General features: G+C 70.7%; 19 protein-coding genes. 5 read left to right on the forward strand and 14 right to left on the reverse strand.

Annotated elements, in window-relative coordinates; all coding sequences use genetic code 11:
• A complete protein-coding gene (locus AC0NH5_RS27150; protein WP_474409066.1) occupies positions 1-1,302 on the reverse strand; it encodes a DUF2252 domain-containing protein in 1,302 nt (433 codons plus the stop codon).
• A 49-nt stretch (positions 1,303-1,351) separates the two neighbouring features.
• On the opposite strand from AC0NH5_RS27150, the gene hemC reads away from it, so the two are divergent.
• The gene (gene hemC, locus AC0NH5_RS27155; RefSeq protein ID WP_474409069.1) at positions 1,352-2,272 is read left to right on the forward strand and encodes a hydroxymethylbilane synthase; all 921 of its coding nucleotides are present in this window, start codon (positions 1,352-1,354) and stop codon (positions 2,270-2,272) included.
• 85 nt (positions 2,273-2,357) lie between these two features.
• Here the strand turns inward: hemC and AC0NH5_RS27160 are convergent, their stop codons facing one another.
• From AC0NH5_RS27160 to AC0NH5_RS27175, 4 genes are all read right to left on the reverse strand, one after another.
• Positions 2,358-2,888, reverse strand: a complete 531-nt coding sequence (locus AC0NH5_RS27160; RefSeq protein ID WP_474409071.1) for an NADH-quinone oxidoreductase subunit B — start codon at positions 2,886-2,888, stop codon at positions 2,358-2,360.
• Positions 2,889-2,892: 4 nt separating this feature from the next.
• Positions 2,893-3,621, reverse strand: coding sequence for a Fic family protein (locus AC0NH5_RS27165; protein WP_474409074.1), 729 nt, complete (start codon positions 3,619-3,621; stop codon positions 2,893-2,895).
• 65 nt (positions 3,622-3,686) lie between these two features.
• Positions 3,687-5,105: a pyridoxal phosphate-dependent decarboxylase family protein gene (locus tag AC0NH5_RS27170; protein WP_474409077.1), complete on the reverse strand. Its 1,419-nt coding sequence runs from the start codon at positions 5,103-5,105 to the stop codon at positions 3,687-3,689.
• Positions 5,102-6,439, reverse strand: a complete 1,338-nt coding sequence (locus tag AC0NH5_RS27175; protein WP_474409079.1) for an MFS transporter — start codon at positions 6,437-6,439, stop codon at positions 5,102-5,104. Before AC0NH5_RS27175 ends, AC0NH5_RS27170 begins: the two co-directional genes overlap by 4 nt.
• 48 nt (positions 6,440-6,487) lie before the next feature.
• Here AC0NH5_RS27175 and AC0NH5_RS27180 point away from each other — a divergent pair, with 48 nt between their 5' ends.
• The gene (locus AC0NH5_RS27180; RefSeq protein WP_474409081.1) at positions 6,488-7,879 is read left to right on the forward strand and encodes a gamma-glutamyltransferase; all 1,392 of its coding nucleotides are present in this window, start codon (positions 6,488-6,490) and stop codon (positions 7,877-7,879) included.
• Here AC0NH5_RS27180 and AC0NH5_RS27185 read toward each other — a convergent pair whose 3' ends face one another.
• Entirely contained in the window at positions 7,880-8,803 is a 924-nt protein-coding gene (locus tag AC0NH5_RS27185) for an NAD-dependent epimerase/dehydratase family protein (RefSeq protein ID WP_474409084.1), read from the reverse strand. It lies immediately after the preceding gene.
• A gap of 109 nt (positions 8,804-8,912) precedes the next feature.
• Here AC0NH5_RS27185 and AC0NH5_RS27190 point away from each other — a divergent pair, with 109 nt between their 5' ends.
• Positions 8,913-9,596 carry a TetR/AcrR family transcriptional regulator gene (locus AC0NH5_RS27190; protein ID WP_474409087.1) on the forward strand — a complete coding sequence of 228 codons (684 nt, stop codon included), beginning with the start codon at positions 8,913-8,915 and terminating at the stop codon, positions 9,594-9,596.
• 3 nt (positions 9,597-9,599) lie between these two features.
• Here the strand turns inward: AC0NH5_RS27190 and AC0NH5_RS27195 are convergent, their stop codons facing one another.
• On the reverse strand, positions 9,600-9,902 hold the full coding sequence (locus AC0NH5_RS27195; protein WP_474409090.1) for an MGMT family protein: 303 nt from the start codon (positions 9,900-9,902) through the stop codon (positions 9,600-9,602).
• 62 nt (positions 9,903-9,964) lie between these two features.
• On the opposite strand from AC0NH5_RS27195, the gene proB reads away from it, so the two are divergent.
• Together proB and AC0NH5_RS27205 are read left to right on the forward strand one after the other, a co-directional pair.
• Positions 9,965-11,077, forward strand: coding sequence for a glutamate 5-kinase (proB, locus tag AC0NH5_RS27200; RefSeq protein WP_474409092.1), 1,113 nt, complete (start codon positions 9,965-9,967; stop codon positions 11,075-11,077).
• 25 nt (positions 11,078-11,102) lie between these two features.
• Positions 11,103-12,344, forward strand: a complete 1,242-nt coding sequence (locus tag AC0NH5_RS27205; RefSeq protein ID WP_474409095.1) for a glutamate-5-semialdehyde dehydrogenase — start codon at positions 11,103-11,105, stop codon at positions 12,342-12,344.
• A 4-nt stretch (positions 12,345-12,348) separates the two neighbouring features.
• Here the strand turns inward: AC0NH5_RS27205 and AC0NH5_RS27210 are convergent, their stop codons facing one another.
• From AC0NH5_RS27210 to AC0NH5_RS27240, 7 genes are all read right to left on the reverse strand, one after another.
• Positions 12,349-14,826: an acyltransferase family protein gene (locus AC0NH5_RS27210; RefSeq protein ID WP_474409098.1), complete on the reverse strand. Its 2,478-nt coding sequence runs from the start codon at positions 14,824-14,826 to the stop codon at positions 12,349-12,351.
• Complete coding sequence (locus AC0NH5_RS27215; protein WP_474409100.1) at positions 14,823-15,098, reverse strand: hypothetical protein; 276 nt, start codon at positions 15,096-15,098, stop codon at positions 14,823-14,825. Before AC0NH5_RS27215 ends, AC0NH5_RS27210 begins: the two co-directional genes overlap by 4 nt.
• A 399-nt stretch (positions 15,099-15,497) precedes the next feature.
• Entirely contained in the window at positions 15,498-16,667 is a 1,170-nt protein-coding gene (locus AC0NH5_RS27220; RefSeq protein ID WP_474409102.1) for a hypothetical protein, read from the reverse strand.
• Between the two features lie 90 nt (positions 16,668-16,757).
• Entirely contained in the window at positions 16,758-17,279 is a 522-nt protein-coding gene (locus tag AC0NH5_RS27225) for a hypothetical protein (RefSeq protein ID WP_474409104.1), read from the reverse strand.
• 404 nt (positions 17,280-17,683) lie between these two features.
• On the reverse strand, positions 17,684-18,487 hold the full coding sequence (locus AC0NH5_RS27230) for a prenyltransferase/squalene oxidase repeat-containing protein (protein ID WP_474409106.1): 804 nt from the start codon (positions 18,485-18,487) through the stop codon (positions 17,684-17,686).
• Between the two features lie 88 nt (positions 18,488-18,575).
• The gene (gene moeZ, locus AC0NH5_RS27235; RefSeq protein ID WP_474409109.1) at positions 18,576-19,757 is read right to left on the reverse strand and encodes an adenylyltransferase/sulfurtransferase MoeZ; all 1,182 of its coding nucleotides are present in this window, start codon (positions 19,755-19,757) and stop codon (positions 18,576-18,578) included.
• 110 nt (positions 19,758-19,867) lie between these two features.
• Positions 19,868-22,180, reverse strand: a complete 2,313-nt coding sequence (locus AC0NH5_RS27240) for a DUF3152 domain-containing protein (protein WP_474409111.1) — start codon at positions 22,178-22,180, stop codon at positions 19,868-19,870.
• Positions 22,181-22,218 lie beyond the last annotated feature (38 nt).

Here is a 22,218-nt window from a genome sequence, read left to right on the forward strand (position 1 = left end):
TCACAGGCCGGGGAGGCGGCCGTTGCGGAACACGTCGACGAAGTCCTGGTGGTCGTCGCGGGCCTGGTCACCGTACCGATGCGCGAACTCCACCAGATGCCGGACGAAACCGGCCTCGTCCTGGTCGACCACCGCGACGATCGCCTCCTCGGTGGAGAAGTCGACCAGGTCGTGACTGGACTCGTCGTCGGCGACCGAATGCATCCGGGCCACCGCCCGGCCCAGGTCGGCGATCACACCGGCCAGCTCGGCCGGCTCGTTCACGTCCGACCAGTCCAGATCGGCGGCGTACGGCGAGACCTCGGCGACCAGCTGACCGACCCCGTCCAGCTCGGTGAAGCCCAGCCAGGGGTCGGCGTTCGCCTGCAGGGCCCGCTGCGACTCGGCGGTGCGGTGCCCCTGGTGCCGGAAATAGCCGCGGACCCGCTCGTCGTCGATCCACCGGGCCACCGCCGGCACCTGGGCCTGCTTCATGTAGATGACGACGTCGTTCTCCAGGGCCTCGGTGTGCCCCTCGAGCAGCAGGTTGTACGACGGGAGGCCGGCCGACCCGATGCCCACGCCCTTGCGCAGCTTGATGTCCTTGATGTGGTGCGACACCGGGCGGGTGGTCTCCGGCAGCGTGCCCAGGTATTGCCGGAAGGCCTCCCGCACCTTCGCGGCAGCCGCGTCGTCGACCTCGTAGACGCCCTCGCCGAGAGAGAACCGCCGCTCGTAGTCGTCGATCGTGGTCTGCGTGGCCAGCAGGTCCACCCGGGTGTTGAGCCGCGCCTCCTGCAGCACCCGGCGCAGCACGCCGTCCGCGTTCGCCAGGGTGATCGAGCCGATCGCGTCGTCCCCACCGTGCGCGATCGCCCGCAACTCGGTGAGGTAGGAGCCGGCGAACTTCGTGACCAGGGCGGTGATGTCGTCGTCGGAGAGCGCCTTGGCGTACCCGATCAGCGCGACGCTCGCCGCGAACCTCTTCAGATCCCAGGAGAACGGCCCGACGTACGCCTCGTCGAAGTCGTTGACGTTGAAGACCAGATGGCCCGACGAGTTCATGTAGGTGCCGAAGTTCTCGGCGTGCAGGTCGCCGTGGATCCACACCCGGCTGGTGCGCTCGTCGAGGTAACTGTCGTCACGGTGATCCGCGGTCAGGTCCGCGTAGAAGAGCGCGGCGCTGCCCCGGTAGAAGGCGAAGGGCGACGCCGCCATCTTCCGGAACTTGCGGCGGAACGCGGCCGGGTCCAGCGCCATCAGGTCGCCGAACTCACGGGTCAGGACGTCGATGATGAAGTCGGCACGCGACGGTGAGCCCATGCGGGTGAGGTTACTCATCGATCATCGGGCAGGGGATACGCTTCCCGCTATGTCCGCTTCCCGTTTGCTCAGGATCGGGACCCGTTCCTCACCGATGGCGCTCGCTCAGGTCGAGCGGGTCCGCCGCATGCTCGCCACCCGCCGGCCGGAGTTGACCGTCGAGGTCGTCCCGCTGACCACCAGCGGCGACCGGTGGCAGGGCTCGCTGGCCGACCTCGGTGGCAAGGGCGCCTTCACCAAGGAGGTCGACCAGGCGCTGCTCGACGGCCGGGCCGACCTGGCCGTGCACTGCGTCAAGGACGTGCCCGGTGACCGGCCCGCGCCGGCCGGCACGATCTTCGCGGGTTACCTGGAACGCGACGACGTGCGCGACTGCCTGGTGCATCCGGCCGGCACCCGGATCGACGATCTTCCCCCGGGCTCACGGATCGGCACCTCGGCAGTACGCCGCATCGCCCAGCTCGCGTTGCACTGGCCGCACCTGGTCCCCGTGCCGATCCGCGGGAACGCCAACTCCCGCCTGGCCAAGCTGGACGCCGGGGAGTACGACGCGCTGCTGCTGGCCGTCTCCGGGCTGCACCGGATCGAGCAGGCGGGGCGGATCACGCAGGCCATCGACATCGACACGTTCGTGCCGGCGGTCGGCTCGGGCACGCTGGTGCTCCAGTGCCGGCAGAACGACGACGAGGCACTGGAGATCGCGACAGCGCTGAGTGACCCGCGGACCGCGCGGGAGACCGAGGCCGAGCGCACGATGCTGCACATCCTGCAGGGGAACTGCCAGTCGCCGATCGCCGGTTACGCACGGACCGAGCCGGACGGGCGGATCAGCCTGCGGGCGCGGGTGATCAGCCTCGACGGCAAGACGGTGCTGGACGTGCACGAGTGGGCGTCCGATCCGGTGGTGCTGGGTACCTCGGTGGCGGCGGCCCTGCTCCGCCAGGGCGCACGCGACATCCTCACCGCCTGAGCGCCCACAACACCAGCGTGTGAAGTCAGGGCTCGAATCGAGCCGCAAGGTCACACACTCAGGGGTGGCTCGGCGAGCGGGAAGTTCACACGCTTGGGGTGGGGGGCTTCACCAGCGGGGCGGTGAGGGCGAGCGGGTCGGGGCGGTGCACGCCGCCCGGGCCGGACTGCTCGGCGGCGATCTTCTCCTGCAGGCGCAGGATGCCGTGCAGCAGCGCTTCCGGCCGCGGCGGGCAGCCCGGCACGTAGACGTCGACCGGGATGATCTGGTCGACGCCCTTGGTCACCGAGTAGGAGTCCCAGTACGGCCCGCCGCAGTTCGAGCAGGAGCCGAACGAGATCACGTATTTCGGCTCGGGCATCTGGTCGTAGAGCCGCTTGATGGCCGGCGCCATCTTGTCGGTCACGGTGCCGGAGACGACCATGAGGTCGGCCTGGCGGGGACCGTGCGCGAACGGGATCACGCCGAGGCGCATGAAGTCGTGCCGGCTCATGCTCGACGCGATGAACTCGATGGCGCAGCACGCCAGCCCGAAGTTGAACACCCACAGCGAATAGCGGCGCCCCCAGTTCAGCACGAACCGGATGGGTTCACCGAGCACTCCGGGTAGGGCCATCCGGTCAACCTAACGCATCCGGATAGGGCTGGGTCAGGGTCATCGGCGTGCGCGCCACCTCGAGCACCTGTTCGGGAAAGCGCGGGCCCTCGACGTAGTAGCGGGCCCGGGTGCGACCGACCGGCTCGAGCAGACCGGCGGCGGCGAGGTCACGCAGATCCCGCTGCGCCTGCTGCACGGTCAGCCCTTCGGCCTGCTCGTACCGGGCCCGGCGGATCCGGCCGACGACCGCGACGTCGTGCAGGGCGGCGACGACTCGCGCGTCGATGCTGTTGGCACTCGCGAAGGAGCCGAGCAGCTCCCACACCGCACCGGATCGGTTCATCCGGCCCCGCACCGTCTGCGCCTGCTGGTGGTACGCCGTGAGGTTGAACCGGATCCAGCTGGAGACGTCCTGGTCCGGCAGGTACGTGGCACCGCGGCGCTGGAGTTCGCGATAGTAGTCCCAGGTGTTGCCGGGTCGTCCCCGCCATGCCTCGACCGACGAGAACTCCGGGGCGAGGACGCCTTCCCGGGCGATCAACAGGGTCTGCAGGGACCGGGACATCCGGCCGTTGCCGTCGGCCCAGGGAAGGATGGACACGAGGTGCAGATGCGCCATGGCGGCCCGGACGAGCGGGTGGCTGCCGTCGTCGGTGTCGAGCCACGTCACCAGTTCGTCCATCAGCCCGGGGACCAGCTTCGCGTCGGGTGCGGTGTACGCGGCGACGCTCGGGTCGCGGGGGTCCGTCACGTAGACGGGACTGCCACGCCATTGCCCGGCCGGCCCAGTCTAGTGGCAATGACGCAATGATTGCGTCATTGCGTCGTGGGGCGCTGCAGGAGGCTGAGGAAGCCGGTCAGCAGCGCCTCCCGCAGGGCCGGCGGGGCGGCGTTCAGCAGCGTGTTCACGGCGGCCATCCGGGAGAAGTCGCCGGCGCCGAGCCCCAGGCCCTCGGCCAGGCCGCGGATCAGGTCAGGGGTGATCATTTCCGGGGTGAGCGGCGGCAACGGCGGCAGCTCGACCGGGCCGCGGGCCGAGGCGGCCGTGGTCGCCGCGGCGAGGTCGGCGGCGAACGAGCCGGCGGTGGCGCGGACCGAGGCGGTCACCGTCAGGTGGATGGTCGGCGGCAGGCCGGCGTACGCCATCTGTGGCTGGGTGTGCCAGCCGCGCGCCGCCAGTTCGTCGGCCAGCACGAACAGGTCGGCCCCGTCGGAGGCCAGGCAGACGACGCTGGTCTCGGCGGGCGCGTAGAGCCGGACACCGTCGGTAGCGGTGACCGCGGCGGCCAGGATCTCCACCGCCTCGCGGGTCTGCTCGGCCAGCGCGAGGTAACCGGCGTCGCCGATGGAGCGCAGGGTGGCGAAGGCGGCGGCGATCGGCCCACCGGACCGGGTGGACGAGATCACCGGGTTGATCATCGTGTAGCCGGGCCAGTCCGCGTACGCGAAATACTGCGGGAGCCGCAGCTCCTCGGTGCGGTGCAGCAGCACCGACACACCCTTCGGCGCGTAGGCGTATTTGTGCAGGTCGACCGAGATGCTGGTGACGCCGGGCACGGAGAGGTCGAAAGCCGGCAGGCCGGCGCCGAGGCGGCGCAGATAGGGCAGGATCCAGCCACCGAAGCAGGCGTCGACGTGGCATCGGATGCCGCGCCCGGCGGCGATCGCGGCGATCTCCGGGACGGGATCGACGACGCCGTGCGCATAGCTGGGTGCGGAGGCCGCGATCAACACGGTGTCCGGGCCGACTGCGGCGGCCATCGCCTGCGGGTCCGCCCGCAGATCCCGCACGGGTACGACGTCCGCACTCACCCGCAGATAATGGGCTGCCTTGGCGAATGCCGCGTGTGCGGTGGACGGGATGACGATCCGCGGTTCGGCGATCTCCGGATGGGCGTCCCGGGCCGCTTTCACGGCGAGGATCAGGGACTCCGTGCCACCGCTGGTGACGCTCCCGACCGTGTCCTGATCGCCGCCGAGCAGCCGGGCGGCCGCGCCGACGAGCGCGTTCTCCATCGCGAGCAGCGACGGGAAGGCGGTCGGGTCCAGGCCGTTGACCTGGGAGCTGATCGCGTGCGCGGCGCGGGCCAGCTCGTCCAGCCCGTCGACGGCCGGGTCGTAGACGTACGCGAACAGGCGCCCGCCGTGGGTGGGCAGGTCAGCCCCACGCATCTCGCGCAGTTCGGCGAGGATCTGCTCGCCCGGTACGCCCTTGTCCGGCAACGCGTCGATCATGCCCGAGACGTTATCCGTTCGTCGTACCCGCGCAGAAGGACCACCGCGACTCCGACCAACAGCGCCGGGACGACCGTGAAGCCGAGCAGGACCCCGAGGCGGGCGGTGCCGGTCTGGCCGGCCGCCTCGCCGGTGGCCGAGGACGCGTACCCGAAAATTTGCAGCAGCAGCGCGTAGATGCCCGGGCCGAGCGCCAGGCCGAGGGTCTCGCCGGCGGTCCACACGCCGGTGAAGACGCCGGCCTGGCGGCGGCCGGTGCGCTCGGTGTCGTAGGCGATGCAGTCCGGCAGCATGGCCAGCGCGAAGACCTGCTGCCCGGCGTAGCCGACGCCGATCAGGGCCACGAGCAGGTAGACGGCGACGGCGGGCAGCGCCGGGGCGGCCAGCAGGATCAGCGCTCCGCCGGCGAACAGCAGCGACGCGGCGATCAGGGAGCGCAGCTTGCCGTGCCGGTGGCCGACCCTGGTCCACAGTGGCATGACCAGCAGAGCCGGGCCGACGAACGCGGCGAACAGGAAGGTCGCGCCGGAAGGCTGGTTCAGGATGTGGTCGGCGAAGTACTTGACGCCGGCCAGCATGGTGCCGATCCCGGCGGCCTGCACCACCCAGCAGATCAGCAGGGCGCGGAACGGCGCGTTGCCGGCTGCCACACGCAGTTGCGCCCGCAGGCTCGGCTCCGACTCGCCGGCTGTGCGGGACTGTGCTTTGCGCGTACCGAAGAAGGTGGCAAGAGTGCCGGCGACGATGAGCGCGCCGACGAAGGCGCCGGACCACCGATGTCCCTCGCGTCCGCCGCCGGTCAGCTCGACCACCAGCGGCGCGAGCGCGCCGGAGATCAGGATGGCCAGCGCGAGGACCGCGACCCGCCAGGTCATCAGGCGGGTCCGCTCCGCGTAGCCGTCGGTCAGCTCGGCCGGCATCGCGACGTAGGGCACCTGGAAGAACGCGAACGCGGTGGCCGCGGCGAGGAACGCGACCGCGACGTAGGCGCCGGAGGCCGCGCTGCCGGGGAACGGCGCCAGGAAGATGGCCGCGAACAGCACGCCCAGGGCGAGGCCCGCGGCCAGCAGGAACGGCCGCCGTGAGCCGCTGCGGTCAGAGATGCGGCCGGCCACCGGGTTGACCAGGACGTCCCACGCCTTCGGGGCGAGCACGAGCAGGCCCGCCACGCCGGCCGCCACGCCGAGCGTGTCGGTCAGATAAGGCAGAAGGAGCAAACCCGGCACGGTACCGAAGGCGCCCGTCACCAGCGAACCAAGTGCATATCCAGCCAAAACGCCGCGCGGCAGCACACCCTTCGGAGGTACCACGGGAGAGGGACCGGCCGTCGTCATGGACCGGCATCGTAACCATGATCGCCCCGCGCCGCCTACGCTCGCCGCATGAAAAGCGTCGCGGCCGGCGTCGCCGCAAGTCACCCGGCGACCGCACGCACCGGGATCAGAATTCTGCAGGCCGGCGGATCGGCGGCGGACGCGGCGGTGGGAGCCGTCCTGGCCTGCTGCGTCGCCGAGACAATCTACACCGGGCTGGGCGGTGGCGGATTCGCCACCTTCTTCGAGGCGAGCACCGGAAAGGTCACCTGCCTCGACTTCTTCGTCGCCGTGCCAGGCCTCGACGACGATCGCAAGGCCGAGCCGATGGTCGCGGTCGACGTCTTCTTCGGCGGGCTGCCACAGGTCTATTCGATCGGCGGCGCCAGCGTTGCCGTGCCCGGTGTGCCGGCCGGCCTCGGCGAGGTGCACAAGCGCTGGGGGCGCCTGCCCTGGGCCGAGGTGGTCGCCCCGGCCGCCGGGCTGGCCCGGACCGGTGTGCTGCTTCCGGCCGCGCACGCGCGGACGCTGGAGTCGTGCGCGCCGGCCCTGGCGTACGGCGACGGCGCGGCGCTGTACGCCCCCGGCGGCCGGCTCCTGCAGGGCGACGAGCTCCTCTTCCACCCCGGGCTGGCGGACGCGCTGGAGACGATGGCAGCGGAGGGCCCGGACGTCTTCTACACCGGCGCCTACGGGTCGTTGCTGGTCGAGACGGTACGCGCGGCCGGCGGCACGATCGGACCGGCGGACCTGGCGGCGTACCGGGTCGAGGAGACCCCGGTCGACACCGCGACGCTCGCCGGCCATCGGGTGCACGCCCGGCCCGACCTGAACCGGACCGTGGACACCATCGGCGCACTGCCGGCGGACCTGTCCCGGCCGTCGCGAGCCGCCGGCGTCGCGGCCGCGCTGCGCAACCGGGGCGCGCAGCGACTGGGTGACACCACCAACGTGTCGGTGGTCGACCCGGACGGCAACGCCTGTGTGATCACCACGACGCTCGGCCTGGGCGCCGGGGTCTGGCTGCCCGGCCTCGGCATCAACCTGAACTCGATGCTGGGCGAGGGCGAGCTGCTGACCGGGGATCTCTCGCCCGGGCGGCGGATGTCGTCGTACATGTGCCCGCTCGTGGTGATCGGCCCGGACGGCGCCCTGGCCGTGGCCGCGGGCTCGGCCGGCGCCTCCCGGATCCGCACCGCGCTGGTGGACACCCTGCTCGGAGTCCTGGTGGACCGGCTGAGCGTGCCCGAGGCGATCGCCCGGCCCCGCTTCCACGTGGTCGAGGACACCGTGCACGCCGAAGCCGGTTGTCCGCCCGCGGAACTGGCCGCGCTGTCGGAAGCCGGCTGGCAGGTGGTCGAGTGGCCGGAGGTCAACCACTACTTCGGCGGGGTGACCGCGGTCGGGCTCGCCGGGGCCGCGGGCGATCCCCGGCGGGGCGGGGTCGGCCTGCTGCTGTGATCACATCTTCCGGGCGGCGACGCTCTGCTCGTCGGCGGCCGTCTCCCGCAGCGCCACCTCGAGGTCCGTCGCGGTCAGGCCGAAGGTGCGCTCGGTGAGCGAGCTGTCCAGCACGAACGGGAAGTAGAACTGGTAGTCCATCTCGGCCAGCTCGCGCGCCATCGGGACGGCCAGACCGGCGGTCCGCATCACGAAGCGCGGCAGCTTGCGGATCTTCAGCGGCGGCCGGCCGGTCATCTCGGCATAGCGCCCGGCCAGCTCCCGGATGGTGATCGGGACCGGTGACGGCACGTGCCATGCCTTTCCGTACGCCCGGTCGTCGCGGGCCAGCTCGACCAGGGTGCGGGCCATGTCGCCGGTGTAGGTGAAGGTGTGCGGCAGGTCGACGTCGGCCGGCGCCCAGGCGGTGCGCCCCGCGTTCATGGCGGGCAGGAGCACCGCGGAGAACACTCCGGCCGCTCCGGCGCCCAGGTAGTCCGACGCCCGGGCCTCGAAGGTGCGCACGCCGCTGTCGAGCGCGTCCTGCCACATCCGGTTGCGGATCCGTCCCTTGCGGCCGGTCGCGGCGAGCGGGGAGCTCTCGGTCATCCGGCCGCCGGGCTGCTGCCCGTAGCCGTAGAGGTTGCCGGTGATCGCGTAGACCGCGCCGGTGGCCCGGGCCGCGGCGATCATCGCGTTGTTCATCGGGAACCACTTGTCGGCCCACTCGGTGTACTTCGGGTTCGCGCAGTTGTAGAGCACCTCGGCGCCCTTGGCGATCTCGGTGAGCCGGCGGGCGTCGGCGGCGTCGGCGGCGACCCGCTCGATCAGCTGGTGCACCGGGCCACCGCCGCTGCGGGTGACGATCCGGACGGTCTCGCCACGGTCGGCGAGCTGACGGGCGACGGTGGAGCCGATCGGACCGGCACCGATGACGACATGCATGACGTTCCCCTTGCTCTGCTTTGTGAGCACCGCTCTCTTACAAGAACAAGGGTTGCATAAGTTGTCTCCGGACGCAAGAGCGGTGCTCTCCTTATGGCACACTGGTCGCATGAGCGCCGCGAACCTACGGGCCCGGGTGCGGGCCGAGATGACCGAAGAGATCAAGACGGTGGCCCGGCGCCACCTCGCCACCGAGGGGCCCAACCTGTCGCTACGGGCGGTCGCCCGCGACCTCGGCATGGCCTCGTCGGCCGTCTACCGGTATTTCGCCAGCCGGGACGAGCTGCTCACAGCCTTGATCATCGACGCGTACGGCGCGGTCGGCGCGGCGGCAGAACAGGCGGTCGCGGGCCTCGAGAAGCCGCTGGACAAGTGGCTGGCGGCGGCGCACGCGACCCGCGAATGGGCGCTGGCCAACCCGCACGAGTGGGCGCTCATCTACGGCAGCCCGGTGCCGGGCTATCAGGCGCCGCGGGACACCGTCGAACCCGGGACCCGGGTGCTCCTGCTGCTCGGCTCGATCATCGCCGACGCGTACCGCAGCGGGCAGGTCGCCGAGCAGGCGGCGCCCACCGGACGGTACGCCGAAGAACTGGCAGCGGTCACGGCGGTCTATTACCCCGACCTGCCGGCCCGCGCGGTCGCCGACACGATCAGCGGGTTCTTCCAGCTCTGCGGCGCGATCAGCGCGGAGCTCTTCGGCCAGCTGAACAACAGTGTCGAGGAAGACCGGCGAGGCTTCTTCGAATATCAGATGCGCGCCGCCGCGACCCTGGCCGGGCTGATCGCCTAGGGCCTAGGGCATCCAGCAGGCCTCGGCGATCAGCACCCGGTCACCGCGCATCGGCACGCCCTCGGCGAGCAGCCGGGCCCGCGCCTCCCGCTCGTGGCCGGGTGGCAACCGGCCCGCGCCGTTGCAGACCCGGTGCCACGGGACGCCGCCGCCGTGCAGCGACATGATCCGGCCGACCTGCCGCGGCGAGTTGCGGCCGGACCGCTCGGCCAGCGCGTCGGCGATCGCCCCGTACGACATGACCCGGCCCTCGGGAATGCTCTCCACCAGCGCGAGAACCTCTTCGACGTACTCCTGGGGTGTCATCAACCGCCACGATATGGGATCTGGCAACGATCGACAGCGGCCGGCCGAGCACAATGGGCCTGGTGCGGGAAGTGGTTACCGGTGCGCGCCGGATCGTGGTCAAGGTGGGGTCGTCCTCGCTGACCACCGCGGCGGGCGGCATCGACGAGCAACGCGTCGACGCGCTCGTCGACGTCTTGGGCAGGCTGGCCACCGAGGGGCGCGAGGTGGTCCTCGTCTCCAGCGGCGCGATCGCCGCCGGGCTCGCCCCGTTGCAGCTGCGCCGCCGGCCGCGCGACCTGGCCACCCAGCAGGCCGCCGCCTCGGTCGGCCAGGGCCTGCTGATCGGGCGGTACATCGCCGGGTTCGCCAAGCACGGGCTGACCGTCGGCCAGGTGCTGCTCACCGTCGACGACGTCACCCGCCGGGTGCACTACCGCAACGCGTACCGGACGTTGCGCAAGCTGCTCGACCTGGGCGCGCTGCCGATCGTCAACGAGAACGACACGGTCGCCACCGAGGAGATCCGGTTCGGCGACAACGACCGGCTGGCCGCGCTGGTCGCCGCGCTCGCGCACGCCGACCTGCTGGTGCTGCTCTCCGATGTGGACGCGCTCTACACCGGCAGTCCGTCCGACCCGGCGTCCCGCCGGATCCCCCTGGTCCGTGACGACGCCGACCTGGCGGGCATCCAGATCGGCTCGGCCGGCAAATCCGGTGTCGGCACCGGCGGCATGATCACCAAGGTGGAGGCGGCCCGGATCGCCACCGGGTTCGGTATCCCGGTGGTGCTCACCGCCGCGCCGATGGCCGGTGCCGCGCTCGCCGGCGAGGAGGTCGGCACCCTCTTCGAGGCCGCCGCCCAGCGACCCGCCGCCCGGCTGTTCTGGCTGGCCCACGCCACCGCCCCGCGCGGCCGGCTGCACCTGGACGCGGGCGCGGTCGCGGCCGTGGTGGCCCGGCGCAAATCGTTGCTGCCGGCCGGGATCACCGCGGTGGACGGCTCGTTCGCGGCGGGTGACCCGGTCGACCTGGTGGACGCCGGCTCCGGGACACCGGTGGCCCGCGGCCTGGTCAACTACGACGCTGTCGAACTGCCCGCGCTGCTCGGCCGGTCCACCCCCGAGTTGGCCGCCGAGCTGGGTCCGGGCTATGAACGAGAGGTCGTCCACCGGGACGATCTCGTACTCCTCTAGGTCTTCCTCTATTGAAGGGTTTGCCATGAGCGTGCTGGAGCAGGCGGCCGCCGCACGGATCGCCGCGATCGACCTGGCCGGAGCCACCCGGGCGGAGAAGGACCGGGCCCTTCTGCTGATGGCGGACCGGCTGGTGGAGCGCACCGACGACATCGTCGCGGCCAACGCGGTGGACATCCGCAACGGCCGGGAGAACGGCCTCTCCGACGCCATGATCGACCGGCTCACGCTGACCCCGGAACGGGTCGCCGCGATGGCCGACGGCCTGCGCCAGCTCGCCTCCCTGCCGGACCCGATCGGCGACGTGGTCCGCGGCTCCACGCTGGCCAACGGGCTGGAACTGCGGCAGATCCGGGTGCCGTTCGGCGTGGTCGGCATGATCTACGAAGGCCGCCCGAACGTGACGGCCGACGCGGCCGGCATCTGCCTCAAGTCCGGCAACGCGGCGCTGCTGCGCGGCTCCGGCTCGGCGTTCTCCTCGAACGCGGCGATCGTCTCGGTGCTGCGCAAGGCGGTCGCCGACGCGGGTCTGCCGGCCAACACCGTTCAGCTGCTCGACGCCACCACCCGCGACTCGGTGAAGGAGCTGATGCGCGCCCGCGGCCTGGTCGACGTCCTCATCCCGCGCGGCGGCGCCTCGCTGATCAAGACGGTGGTCGAGCAGTCCACGGTGCCGGTGATCGAGACGGGCGTGGGCAACTGTCACGTCTATGTGGACGCGTCGGCCGATCTGGAGAAGGCCCTCGCCGTCACCATCAACTCCAAGACGCAGCGGCTCTCGACCTGCAACACCGCTGAGTCGCTGCTGGTGCACGCCGAGATCGCCGACTCGTTCCTGCCGCTCGTGCTGGAGGAGCTCGAGGTCAAGGGCGTCACCGTGCACGGTGACGCCCGGGTGGCCGGCTACAGCGACGCGGTGGTCGCGGCCACCGAGGAGGACTGGGGTACGGAATACCTGTCCGCCGACATCGCGGTGGCGGTCGTGGACTCCCTGGAGGACGCGCTGGACCACATCCGGCACTACGGGACCGGGCACACCGAGGCCATCGTGAGCGAGTCGACGACCGCGGTCCGGCGCTTCACGGCCGGCGTGGACGCGGCGGCCGTGATGGTGAACGCCTCGACCCGGTTCACCGACGGCGGCGAGTTCGGTTTCGGCGCCGAGATCGGCATCAGCACGCAGAAGCTGCACGCCCGCGGCCCGATGGGCCTGCCGGAACTGACCTCGACGAAATACGTGGTGACCGGCAACGGCCACACCCGCTGACCGCCTACCTCCAGGGCGTGCGGCTCTCCTCCCGCCGGGGTGTCGCCGCCGTGGACGGCACCCGCTCGGGTAACCGGATCCGCTGCGTCCGCACGTGTGCGACCGCGCCGGCGGCCTGCGGCCGTGCCAGCTGGATCACCGCGGTCTGGCCCGGCTCCGGTCGCGGGGTGAGCGCGTGCGCCACTTCGGGGTGCGTCCGCCCGAGATCCTTCTCGGCATGCCGGTTGCGCCTCGTCGGGCTGGTCAGATCCTCGACCCGGCCGAACACGAGGCAGGCGAGGATCACACCGGACCACACCAGGGCCATCTTCAGCGCCCACGAGGCTGCCGGCCCGTGCTCGAAGACGCCGGAGGCCGCCAGCACCGGCGCCGTCGAAATGATCGCCAGCTGGTGCCAGAGGTAGATCGTGACGGCCCGGCTGTTCATCGTCGAGATCAGCCGGTCCAGCGGCCGTACCGCGCGCAGCCACTCCAGTTTCGGCTCGAAACGAAGCAGCAGCAGGATGAATGCCGCCGACCAGAGGGCCTGTCCGACCGGGCTCTCCTGCAGTGAGCCGAGCTCCGGCGGGTAGATCCGGGTCCACGTCCAGGAGACGCCGAGGCAGACCACCGCCAGGCCGAGGATCCGCCCGAACGGTGCCGACTTCAGGCGCCCGGTGGCGTGCCAGAACCCCAGCACCCAGCAGGGCGTATATGTGCCGAGCGAGGTGAGGATGTCGGAGCCCCACGCCGACACCGGTGCCACCAGCGGCGCCACCGCGATCAACCCGAGCGGCAGCACGGTGGTCGCCACCGGCCAGCGCCGGAACGACGCCCACAGCGCCGGTGACAACAGCACCAGCCAGAGATATGTGCGGATGTACCACAGCACACCGGTCATCGGGGCGGCCCAGTCGTTGCCGGGCGGGTCGGACAGCGGGAAGATCCACGCGATGACGGCGGCCTCGTTGAACGGGCGGGCGTCGTCGCCGTCCCAGCCCATGATCAACATGACCGGGACGAGGATCGCACCGAGCAGCCACACCGCCGGGAGGAGCCGGCGCACCCGGGACCAGACCGCCAGCTCGGCACGGTCCCCGGCCTTCGTCAGCGACCGGGCCATCAACGAGCCGGCCAGGCCGAACATGATGCCCATGCTGGGGAAGAGGTAGGACAGCCAGCCCCAGCCGGTGGCGTGGAAGGTGACCACGCGAACGATCGCCACCGACCGCAGCAGATCCATCCACCGGGACCGGCCACCGGCTGTCCGGGCCTTCACGGCCTCCTTGGCGTTGCGCGTCTGCCACGACGGATGCCGCAGGTTGACCAGCGCCACCAGCATCGCCGGCCCGATCAGGGCGACCTGCAGGAAGTACAGGACCGGGGTGTACGCCAGCCACGCCCACAGCCGATGCCGGAGCGCCACCCCACGCCGTTCCAGCACATAGGTGAACGTCTGGGTGTAGAGGAAGAACACCCAGAGGGCCACACCCGCGACCGGCACCCGCCACTGCGCGAACGGGAACACCATCAGCGCGGTGAGCGCCAGGAGCGGGGCCAGGCACATCAGCGCGAAGTCGGCGCCGCGCATCCACAGCGACCAGCCCTGCAGAAAGCGCAGATCCATGACGATCATGCGGTAGTAGTCGCGGGCCCACCGGATGCGCTGACGGAACAGGTCGGCGGCGTTGTCGGGCACGTGGGTGTAGACGTACGCGTCCGGAACGGCGGCGGTCAGACCGCTGCGCTGGCAGATGTGTGCCAGGTGCCGGTCGTCGGCATTGCCCCGGTCGAGGTACTCGTCCAGGTTGTCCAGCCAGACCTGGGCGCGGTACACCGCCAGCGCACCGGAAGTGGTGAACACGTCACCCTTGGCGGACAGGCCCTGCCGCACGATCAGGCACGAGTGCACGTAGTGCAGGTCGGTCACCTTGGTGATGACACTCCGGGCCCGGTTGATCGCGTAGACGACCCCGGTCGCACCGTTGATCCGCGCATCCGACATGCGGCGCAGCAGCCGCTCCACCGCGTAACGGTCGACGACCGAGTCGTCGTCGACGGTCACCACGAAGTCGAACGAAACCCCGGCCTCCAACTCGGCACGCAACGCCCGGGCCTGCGCGTGGTGCTTGCCCGCGTTCGCCTGCCGGTGCCAGACCACCCGCGGGTGGTCGAAGACCGGCGGGGCGGAGGCCGAGCCGTCGTCCACCACGTGGATGACATCCGGCACCACCGAGCCGTTGAGCAGCGAGCGGATCGAGTCGTGCAGCAACTGGGCGTCGCCGTTGTAGAACGGCACGATCGCGATCACCCGGCCGGCCGGCAGCGGCAGGCGCGGCTGCCGCTGGAACAGCGCCAGGAAGGTGAACGCCAGCATGTACAGCAACACGATCAACGAGAAGATCTTGTCGATGCCGCCGAGTCCGACGTACTTCAGGTAGCCGACGGGAACCGCGCACGCCGCCACAGCTGCGACATAACGCAGAAGCCGGTCCGCCGTCATGCGCCTGACCCGCGGCGGGACCCGCGAGACGCCCGGTGCCGCGCCGGGTTCACGCCGGCCTGCAGGACGGCACGGCTGCGCGAAGATCCCAGGCGGAACAGGACGATGCCGATGAAGACGGCGACGAGAGCGATGCCGAGCAGCTGAACCATCAGGTTGCCGCCACCGATCGCGGCGACACCGGTGACCGGCAGGATGCCGATGCCGGCATTACCCACCGAGTGGGCCCGCCGGTCGAAGTCGAGCACTCCGAGAGCCTGACGCGAATTCATGATGCTCCAACAAGGCAGTCGAATATGTGTTCCGAAACGGCATGTCCACTGAAGGTCCACATTGGTGGACGTCGGCGGAAATCCTTTCGGCGCGAGACCGTAGCACCCTGGACGGCTCGACACCCATGGCGCATATCACCTGGTCAGCATCAGTTCTTAGGAGATGTGAATGCCCATCTGATGGCCCCCCGGACAGCACTGACCGAACTGTTCCGGGCGGGCGTAAAGCCCGATTCGGTCGTTGCACGACGCGTTTGCCCAGCACAGTCCATCGTGGACTTGGGTTACTCTCCACCGAATGGCCGGGACGATCCGCCGAAATGGGCCGACGGCGATTCACTCTTTTGCATGAAACAGCACATGGCGCCTGGGGGCCAGGCGCCATGTGCTGTTTCGTTCTCAGATCTCGGCGTCGCCGGACTTACTCTCCGACTCGGCGGGCTGCGCGTCCGCACCTTCGCCGGACTCGTGGTCCTTTTCGGATTTATCGCCCTTGTCCGACTTGCCGCCGCCCTCGTCGCCCTTGTCGGCTTCGTCGGCGTTATCGCTCTTGTCCGGCTTGCCGGCAGGCTTCTCGTCGGGCTTCGACTCGGAACCCTTACCCGGTTCCGGCTTCGGCGGTGCCGGCTCGGCGGGCTCGGGCTTCGGCTCGGCGGGCTTCTCCGGCTCGGGCTTCGGCTCGGCGGGCTTCTCCGGCTCCGGCTTCGGCTCGGCGGGCTTCTCCGGCTTCGGAGTGCCCGGCTCAACCTCCACCGGGTCGGTCTTCACCGGGCCGGTCTGCTGGAAACGGAACTCGGCGATGTCGTCGGCACGGCCACCGGCGTCGTCACGGGTGACCACACGCAGTTCGTACTTCGCGTTGTTCTTCTCGAAACGCTCGACCGGGAAGCGGTACCGCCACCTGCCGCTGTCGTGGGGGACGGCGAAGAGGACCTCGTCCCGCTGGAAGGATCCGGTCGCCGGGTTCCAGTAGCGGTCGCCCTGCCGCAAGCTGACGCGCACGTCGCGCAGAGCCGAGCCGCCGGCGGGTGTGACGGTGCCACAGAAGCCTTCGAACCCGCATCCCAGGAACGTCTCGGCGTCATACTTGGCGCCGTCGACCGGGAACGCGATGGCGGCCCCGATCGGGGTGGTGTCGACGACGACGACAGCGCTGGGTGCGCCCCACGAGCCGGTCCAGCCGCCCGTCACGGCGCGGACCCGATAGATCCAGCTGCCGTCGGGTACGCCGGAGTCGACGCAGCGGGTCTTGGTGATCAGACCGTCGCAGCTGCCGGCGAGGTCGACCGCTTCGCGGGTGACCGGGTCGATCCGAGTCAGGCGGTAGCCCTCGACCTCGACACCGGGCAGGACGCTGAGGGCCGGCCAGGTGACGACGACCGAGGACTCGCTGTCGCGAACCTGGGCGGCCGGTGTCCCACCCGGCGGAAGTGTCACGGCCCGGACAACGGCGGATCCGCCGTCGCTTCCCACCGACCACGACGCCAGTGCGGCGCCCGGCGCGGCCACCAGGGCCGCGGCGACCAGGCCGCCGCCGGTCAGGACGTACGCACTGAGTGGCAGTCGCATGGGAGAGCTCTCTCTGCGGATGGGAAGTAAAGGGAAATGCCCGGAAGACGAGGCGCCCGTCCCCTGACGCCTCGTCACCCGGGGCGGAGATCAGCTGTCGGCGCTGAGGCCGGTCAGCGACACCGGGATGGTGAAGGTGGCGCCCTGGCAGCCGTTCTCCGACGCGTTGGTCATGCGGACCGACTTCGCCACGGTGAAGGTCTTGGTCTCGCCGGCGCCCAGGTGGAAGTTGACGGCGACCGAGTCGCCCGCGCTCTGACCCTTGCCCGAGGTGAAGTCACCGAAGTAGACGCCGGTGTTGTTGCAGTGCTCGCCCGGGAGGACGTTGCCGGCGACGGCGTTCTTGGCGCCGGCCCAGGAGACCGACTTGACGTCGACCGGGAACGGGTTCTTGTTGGTGACCTTGACGGTGGAGTCAGCGATCACGCCGGGGTAGAGCAGCGCGCCCTCGGTGGTGGCGACCGAGGTGGTGAGCTCGACAGCCGTACCAGCCTTGGCGTACGCGGAGCCGGTGCCGTTGACCTTCCAGGCGGCGTAGGCGGCGGTGGCGCCACCGGCGGTCAGGGCGAGGGCGGTACCGATGACGACGGCGCGCTTGGCAGACTTACGCATGGGAGCATTCCTCCGAAGTAGGTGGTCTTCGTAGGCGCCGGTTTCGCTACTGACTCCCCGCCGGACTGGAGCGACCATCTTCATCGCCCAGCGGATCTTCGTCTCGCCTCGGCCCCGTTCGGGCCTGCACCAACTATGCGTGACATGTCTGCCTTAACCCAATAGCCCTTATTACCCAGAGTGATGTGCACCTGGTAGCGAGTCTGGTGGCCTTTCAGGCAATATCGGGCTCAATCGGGTGCAGTTCGGTTGCCGGGCCTTGACAGAACAACCTCTCGTCGAGGCGGGACGCGGGATTTTGCCTGTTAAATCCGACAAAAGGGCAGGGTGCACGCTCGGGCGACCCAGCCGTTATCGAATGACTCCGTCACATAGGGTGATGAAGGCCTGATTCGCAAGACGGCTCAGCGGAACGCGCGCAACGCCGTCAACGTCGTGTTCACGTCGAACAGCGGGCCCTCGTTGCTGTCCCACCCGCCGTCCCGGCGCTGCGTCTCGGAGAGCCGCTTCCGCGCGTTCTGCAGCAGCCAGTCGTCACCCAGGTTCACCCGGCGCAGGACCGCTGCCATCGAGGCCACGTCGGCCGGCGACATGTCGGTGAGCCGCTCGCCGAGCACCTGCTGCACGCGGGCCGACTCGTAGAAGAACTGCTGCTGGTGCAGCAGGACGGCGGCGTGCCAGCCGGCCGCCAAAAACGACGGCCAGGTGCCGTCGGGACGCAGCTGCGAAGCCACCCAGGCGGCCCCCCTCGGCAACACGTCACCGAAGAGGGCCCTGGTCTGGAAGGGGTCGGCCTCCACCGCCGCCGCGGTGAGCCAAAAACCGGCCACCGAGGTCAGATAGAGGGTCGCCTCGGGATCACCGGGCATCGCCCAGGCCGGGGCCTGTTCGGCGAGCGTCTCGTGCTCCTGCCACGTGCCGTCGCCGCGCTGGGCGCCGGCGAGCCACTGCAGGGCCCGCTCGACGACGGGACCGCGCAGGCCGCCGAGGTCGTCGAGCTCATTGAGACGGAAACAGGTGGCGTCGATCGATGGCACCCCGCCGTCCGCCGAGGCGGCCCAGCCACCCTCCGGCATCTGCCCGGAAGCGATGCGGACGACGACCTCGTCGGGTGCGGGCTGCCCCGTCCGAAGATGGGACGACCTCGCCCGTTCGACCAGGTCACCGTGGGCGACCACATACCCGATCGCGGCGTCTATATCGACCACGATGGTCACGGTACCCCGCGACCGGGGATTCCGCTGGGCCATTCCGGTGCTGAGGAGCCACCTTAGAGTGACTCCTCAGCGCGACAGATCAGTACGACGGAAGCGACGGGTCGACGGTGTTGACCCACGAGACGATGCCGCCCTGGACGTGCACGGCGTCCTTGAAGCCGGCCGCCTTGAGCGCGGCGAGGGCCTCCGCCGAGCGCACGCCTGACTTGCAGTGCAGCACGATCTGCCGGTCCTGCGGGAACTGGGCGAGCGCCGCGCCGGAGAGGATGTCACCCTTCGGGATGAGCGTCGCGCCGGGAATCCGGTTGATCTCCCACTCGGCCTGCTCGCGCACGTCCACGAGGAACAGGTCCTTGCCGGAGTCCTGCCACTCCTTGAGCTCACGGGCCGTGATGGTCGCGTTGACCGTGGCCTCCTGCGCCTCGACCGAGACCGCGCCGCAGAAGTCCTCGTAGTCCTCCATCAGGTCGGTCAGCGTGGGGTTCTCGCCGCAGAGCACGCAATCAGGGTCCTTGCGGACCTTGATCTTGCGGTAGCTCATCTCCAGGGCGTCGTAGACCATCAGGCGCCCGACCAGCGGGTCACCGATGCCGGTGATCAGCTTGATGGCCTCGTTCACCTGGATCGAGCCGATCGACGCGCACAGCACGCCGAGGACGCCGCCCTCGGCGCAGCTCGGCACCATGCCGGGCGGCGGGGGCTCCGGGTAGAGGCAGCGGTAGCAGGGACCGTGCTCCTCCCAGAACACCGAGGCCTGGCCGTCGAAGCGGTAGATCGAGCCCCAGACGTACGGCTTGCCGAGCAGCACCGCGGCGTCGTTGACCATGTACCGCGTCGCGAAGTTGTCGGTGCCGTCGACGATCAGGTCGTACTGGCTGAAGATCTCCTTGACGTTGTCCCGGTCCAGCGCGGTGTTGTGAATGACCACGTTGACCAGCGGGTTCACCTCGGCGATGCTGCGTGCCGCGGACTCCGCCTTGGGCGTGCCGATGTCGGAGACACCGTGGATGATCTGACGCTGCAGGTTGGACTCGTCGACCGTGTCGAAGTCGATGATGCCGAGCGTGCCCACACCGGCCGCAGCCAGATAGAGCAGGGTCGGCGAGCCCAGGCCGCCCGCGCCGACGGCGAGCACCTTCGCGTTCTTCAGCCGCTTCTGCCCGTCCATCCCGACGTCGGGGATGATCAGGTGACGCGAATAGCGGCGGATCTCATCGATGCTCAGCTCAGCGGCCGGCTCGACGAGCGGGGGCAGGGCCACAGTTCACTCCCCGGGTTCGGTGGTAAGGATCGCCGCCTATTCTTGCTCGTTCTCCAGCAACACGCCCATGACGTCGGACACGGGCCCGGCATGCGGGATCGCGGAATATTTCAGGCCACCGGCTCGCCGGCATACCGCTTGCCGCTCAGGTACGGCCAGGAGTTGCGGGTGCAACCCTTCAAGCCGTACGTCTGCTGCATCATCACCGGCGCCTTCTCGCCGTCACCCGGGCAGGCCTCGTGCCCGTGCCCCAGTTCGTGACCGACCTCGTGATTGATCGTGTAGCGGCGGTATTCCTCGAGGTGCCCCGCGTAATCGGGCACGCCGTCCGACCAGCGGCCGGCGTTGATGATCACCTTGCCCGGCACCCGGCAGGAGGTGAACCCGGCAGTCTGCAGGCCACCGGTCGCGCACATCTTCTCGGACGTGCTCGCGGACGCCAGATAGATGGTGAAGTCGGCGTTCCCGGCCGAACTCGGCACCCGCCGCATCCGCAGCCGCCCGTCGTTGGTCCAGCTGCGGTCGTCCCCGAGCGTGTCGTCGATCCGCTCGGCGAAGTCGGCCGGAGTGACGTCGTTCAAAGTCTTCTCGACCGCGACCTGGAAGCGGTACAACCGGCCGGCCGTGCCCAGCATCGGGCCGCGCCCCTTCGCGTACCGGAACTCCCCCGCCTGAGCGGCCTCGGCCGTCTCGGTCTCCCCCGCCTGGCTCTCCTGAGTCTGTCCGGCCTGCGCCTGCGGCGTCGCCGCCGGAACGGTCTCCGCCGGGCCGACGCCCGCCGGGTCGACCGCACGCTGCGCGGCCTCCCGCCCGGGAGCCAGGGGCTCCTCCTGCTGACCGAGCCGATGCCCGACGATCAGGACCAGAGCGACGAGCACGAGGTACGCAAGAAGCATCGCGCGCCTCCGCCGGCGCAACATCCGCACGCTCGCCGCCGGTGCCGCGTGCCGTGCCCCCGCCTCGCTACGGGAGTGCGCCGGCGCGTAGCCGGGGTCGTCGTCACGGGAGAGCACGGTCGGGAGGAAGGCTCCCTCGGGCTCCTGGGCCTCGGTGCGCGGGGTCTGGTCCTGGCGCTCGTCCGGGGAGGCGGGCACGTAGAGACGGCCGATCGGGCCGTTCCCGGCGGGCGCCTGCTCGTCCGGCGTCTTCTCCGGTGTCTCCTCCGGTGCCTGGTCCGGTGCCTGGTCCGGTGCCTCGTCGCCGGGCCGTTCGGGCGCGGGCGCCGGCAGCACCGCGGCCGGCACGTAGAGGTTCTCGGTGGTGTGCCGCTCCAGCAGGCCGGGCGGCGGCCAGAGGTTGTCGGGCAGCTCGGCCGGGAGGCGGACGCTGGCCGGCAGCCCGGCCGGCGGCCGGTTCGTGGTCCGAGGATAGAGGTCCGTGCCGTCGGCCTCCGTGCTCTCGGACGGCGCTGCTTCCGGGTGGCCCGCTCGGTCGAGGTGGCTCTGCGGGGACGGCGACTCGATCTGCCGGGAAGGGATCGGCAGGCGGCTGCCGGGACGGGCGCCGAACCCGGAGCGGCTGGTCCGGCGAACGGGCGGCATGGCAGCGCGGGCAATCGCGGCGGCCGTCGGGTCCTCGTCCGGGTCCGGCTCGGGTGCGGGCGCAGGGGTGGAAGCGGCGAGCCGTTCGGCGGCCAGCTCGACGATCCCCCGGGCGACCAGTTCGCCGGCCGGCTGCGGTGCGGCCGCCTCGACCGGCGCCGGTGCCGGGACGGCAGCGATCGCCGGCTTCGCCGCGACGGGCTTCTTGACGGCGCGAGCCGGCGCGGCCGCGGCGCTCTTCGCCGTCGGTGTCGCGCTTTTCGCGGTGGTGCCGGAAGGTGCCTTCTTCGCCCGCGGAGCCGTCGTTCTGGCCTCGGTGGACTTCGCTGTCGTGTCGGCTCCGGCGGGCTTCGCGGGCCGGGCCGGACGGCGGACGGGCTTCGGCTGCTCGGCGACCGGTCCGGGATCCGGGTCGGCGGCGGTGGCCCGGCGCCGGACCGGTTTGGCGGCGACGCTGTCCGGCGTGGTCGTCCGGCGGCGGGGCTTCTCCTCGGACGTGGAAGCCGGCGCCTCGGACGTGGGTGCCTTGGCGGCGGAGGTGGTCTTGCGCGCCGTCGTCCGGGTGCCGGCCGGCGGGGTGGCGGACCGGCTCGACGTCGACTTGACGGCCGGCGGCCTGGCGGGTGCCGCTCGGTCGCCGTCGGCCGCCTGACCGTTCCGCACGGACTTTCGTGCGGGCTCGGCCGGGATGGTGATCATCGACTTCGTCCCGGTGGCCGGGACCGCGCGGTGCCGTCCGGCCGGCTCGACGGTGGAGTCGCGTTCCGTGGAGTCCGGTGACAGGCCCGCCATCATGGCGGCCTCGGCCCGGGCACGCTCGGCGGCGCTGCGGCCAGTGCTCGCAGCGTCCGGATCAACAGGACCATTTGTCGCGTTTGCCATAGCAAGTGCCAGCGTGCCATGACGCATCGCTTGTCACA

It is taken from the genome of Actinoplanes sp. 13, assembly GCF_056134165.1.

Bases quoted from the DNA above. Each gene is read 5' to 3' on its own strand.
- AC0NH5_RS27150 (WP_474409066.1), bottom strand. From the start codon at position 1,302: ATGGGCTCACCGTCGCGTGCCGACTTCATCATCGACGTCCTGACCCGT.
- hemC (WP_474409069.1), top strand. From the start codon at position 1,352: ATGTCCGCTTCCCGTTTGCTCAGGATCGGGACCCGTTCCTCACCGATG.
- AC0NH5_RS27160 (WP_474409071.1), bottom strand. From the start codon at position 2,888: ATGGCCCTACCCGGAGTGCTCGGTGAACCCATCCGGTTCGTGCTGAAC.
- AC0NH5_RS27170 (WP_474409077.1), bottom strand. From the start codon at position 5,105: ATGATCGACGCGTTGCCGGACAAGGGCGTACCGGGCGAGCAGATCCTC.
- AC0NH5_RS27175 (WP_474409079.1), bottom strand. From the start codon at position 6,439: ATGACGACGGCCGGTCCCTCTCCCGTGGTACCTCCGAAGGGTGTGCTG.
- AC0NH5_RS27180 (WP_474409081.1), top strand. From the start codon at position 6,488: ATGAAAAGCGTCGCGGCCGGCGTCGCCGCAAGTCACCCGGCGACCGCA.
- AC0NH5_RS27185 (WP_474409084.1), bottom strand. From the start codon at position 8,803: ATGCATGTCGTCATCGGTGCCGGTCCGATCGGCTCCACCGTCGCCCGT.
- AC0NH5_RS27190 (WP_474409087.1), top strand. From the start codon at position 8,913: ATGAGCGCCGCGAACCTACGGGCCCGGGTGCGGGCCGAGATGACCGAA.
- AC0NH5_RS27195 (WP_474409090.1), bottom strand. From the start codon at position 9,902: ATGACACCCCAGGAGTACGTCGAAGAGGTTCTCGCGCTGGTGGAGAGC.
- AC0NH5_RS27205 (WP_474409095.1), top strand. From the start codon at position 11,103: ATGAGCGTGCTGGAGCAGGCGGCCGCCGCACGGATCGCCGCGATCGAC.
- AC0NH5_RS27210 (WP_474409098.1), bottom strand. From the start codon at position 14,826: ATGACGGCGGACCGGCTTCTGCGTTATGTCGCAGCTGTGGCGGCGTGC.
- AC0NH5_RS27215 (WP_474409100.1), bottom strand. From the start codon at position 15,098: ATGAATTCGCGTCAGGCTCTCGGAGTGCTCGACTTCGACCGGCGGGCC.
- AC0NH5_RS27220 (WP_474409102.1), bottom strand. From the start codon at position 16,667: ATGCGACTGCCACTCAGTGCGTACGTCCTGACCGGCGGCGGCCTGGTC.
- AC0NH5_RS27225 (WP_474409104.1), bottom strand. From the start codon at position 17,279: ATGCGTAAGTCTGCCAAGCGCGCCGTCGTCATCGGTACCGCCCTCGCC.
- AC0NH5_RS27240 (WP_474409111.1), bottom strand. From the start codon at position 22,180: ATGGCAAACGCGACAAATGGTCCTGTTGATCCGGACGCTGCGAGCACT.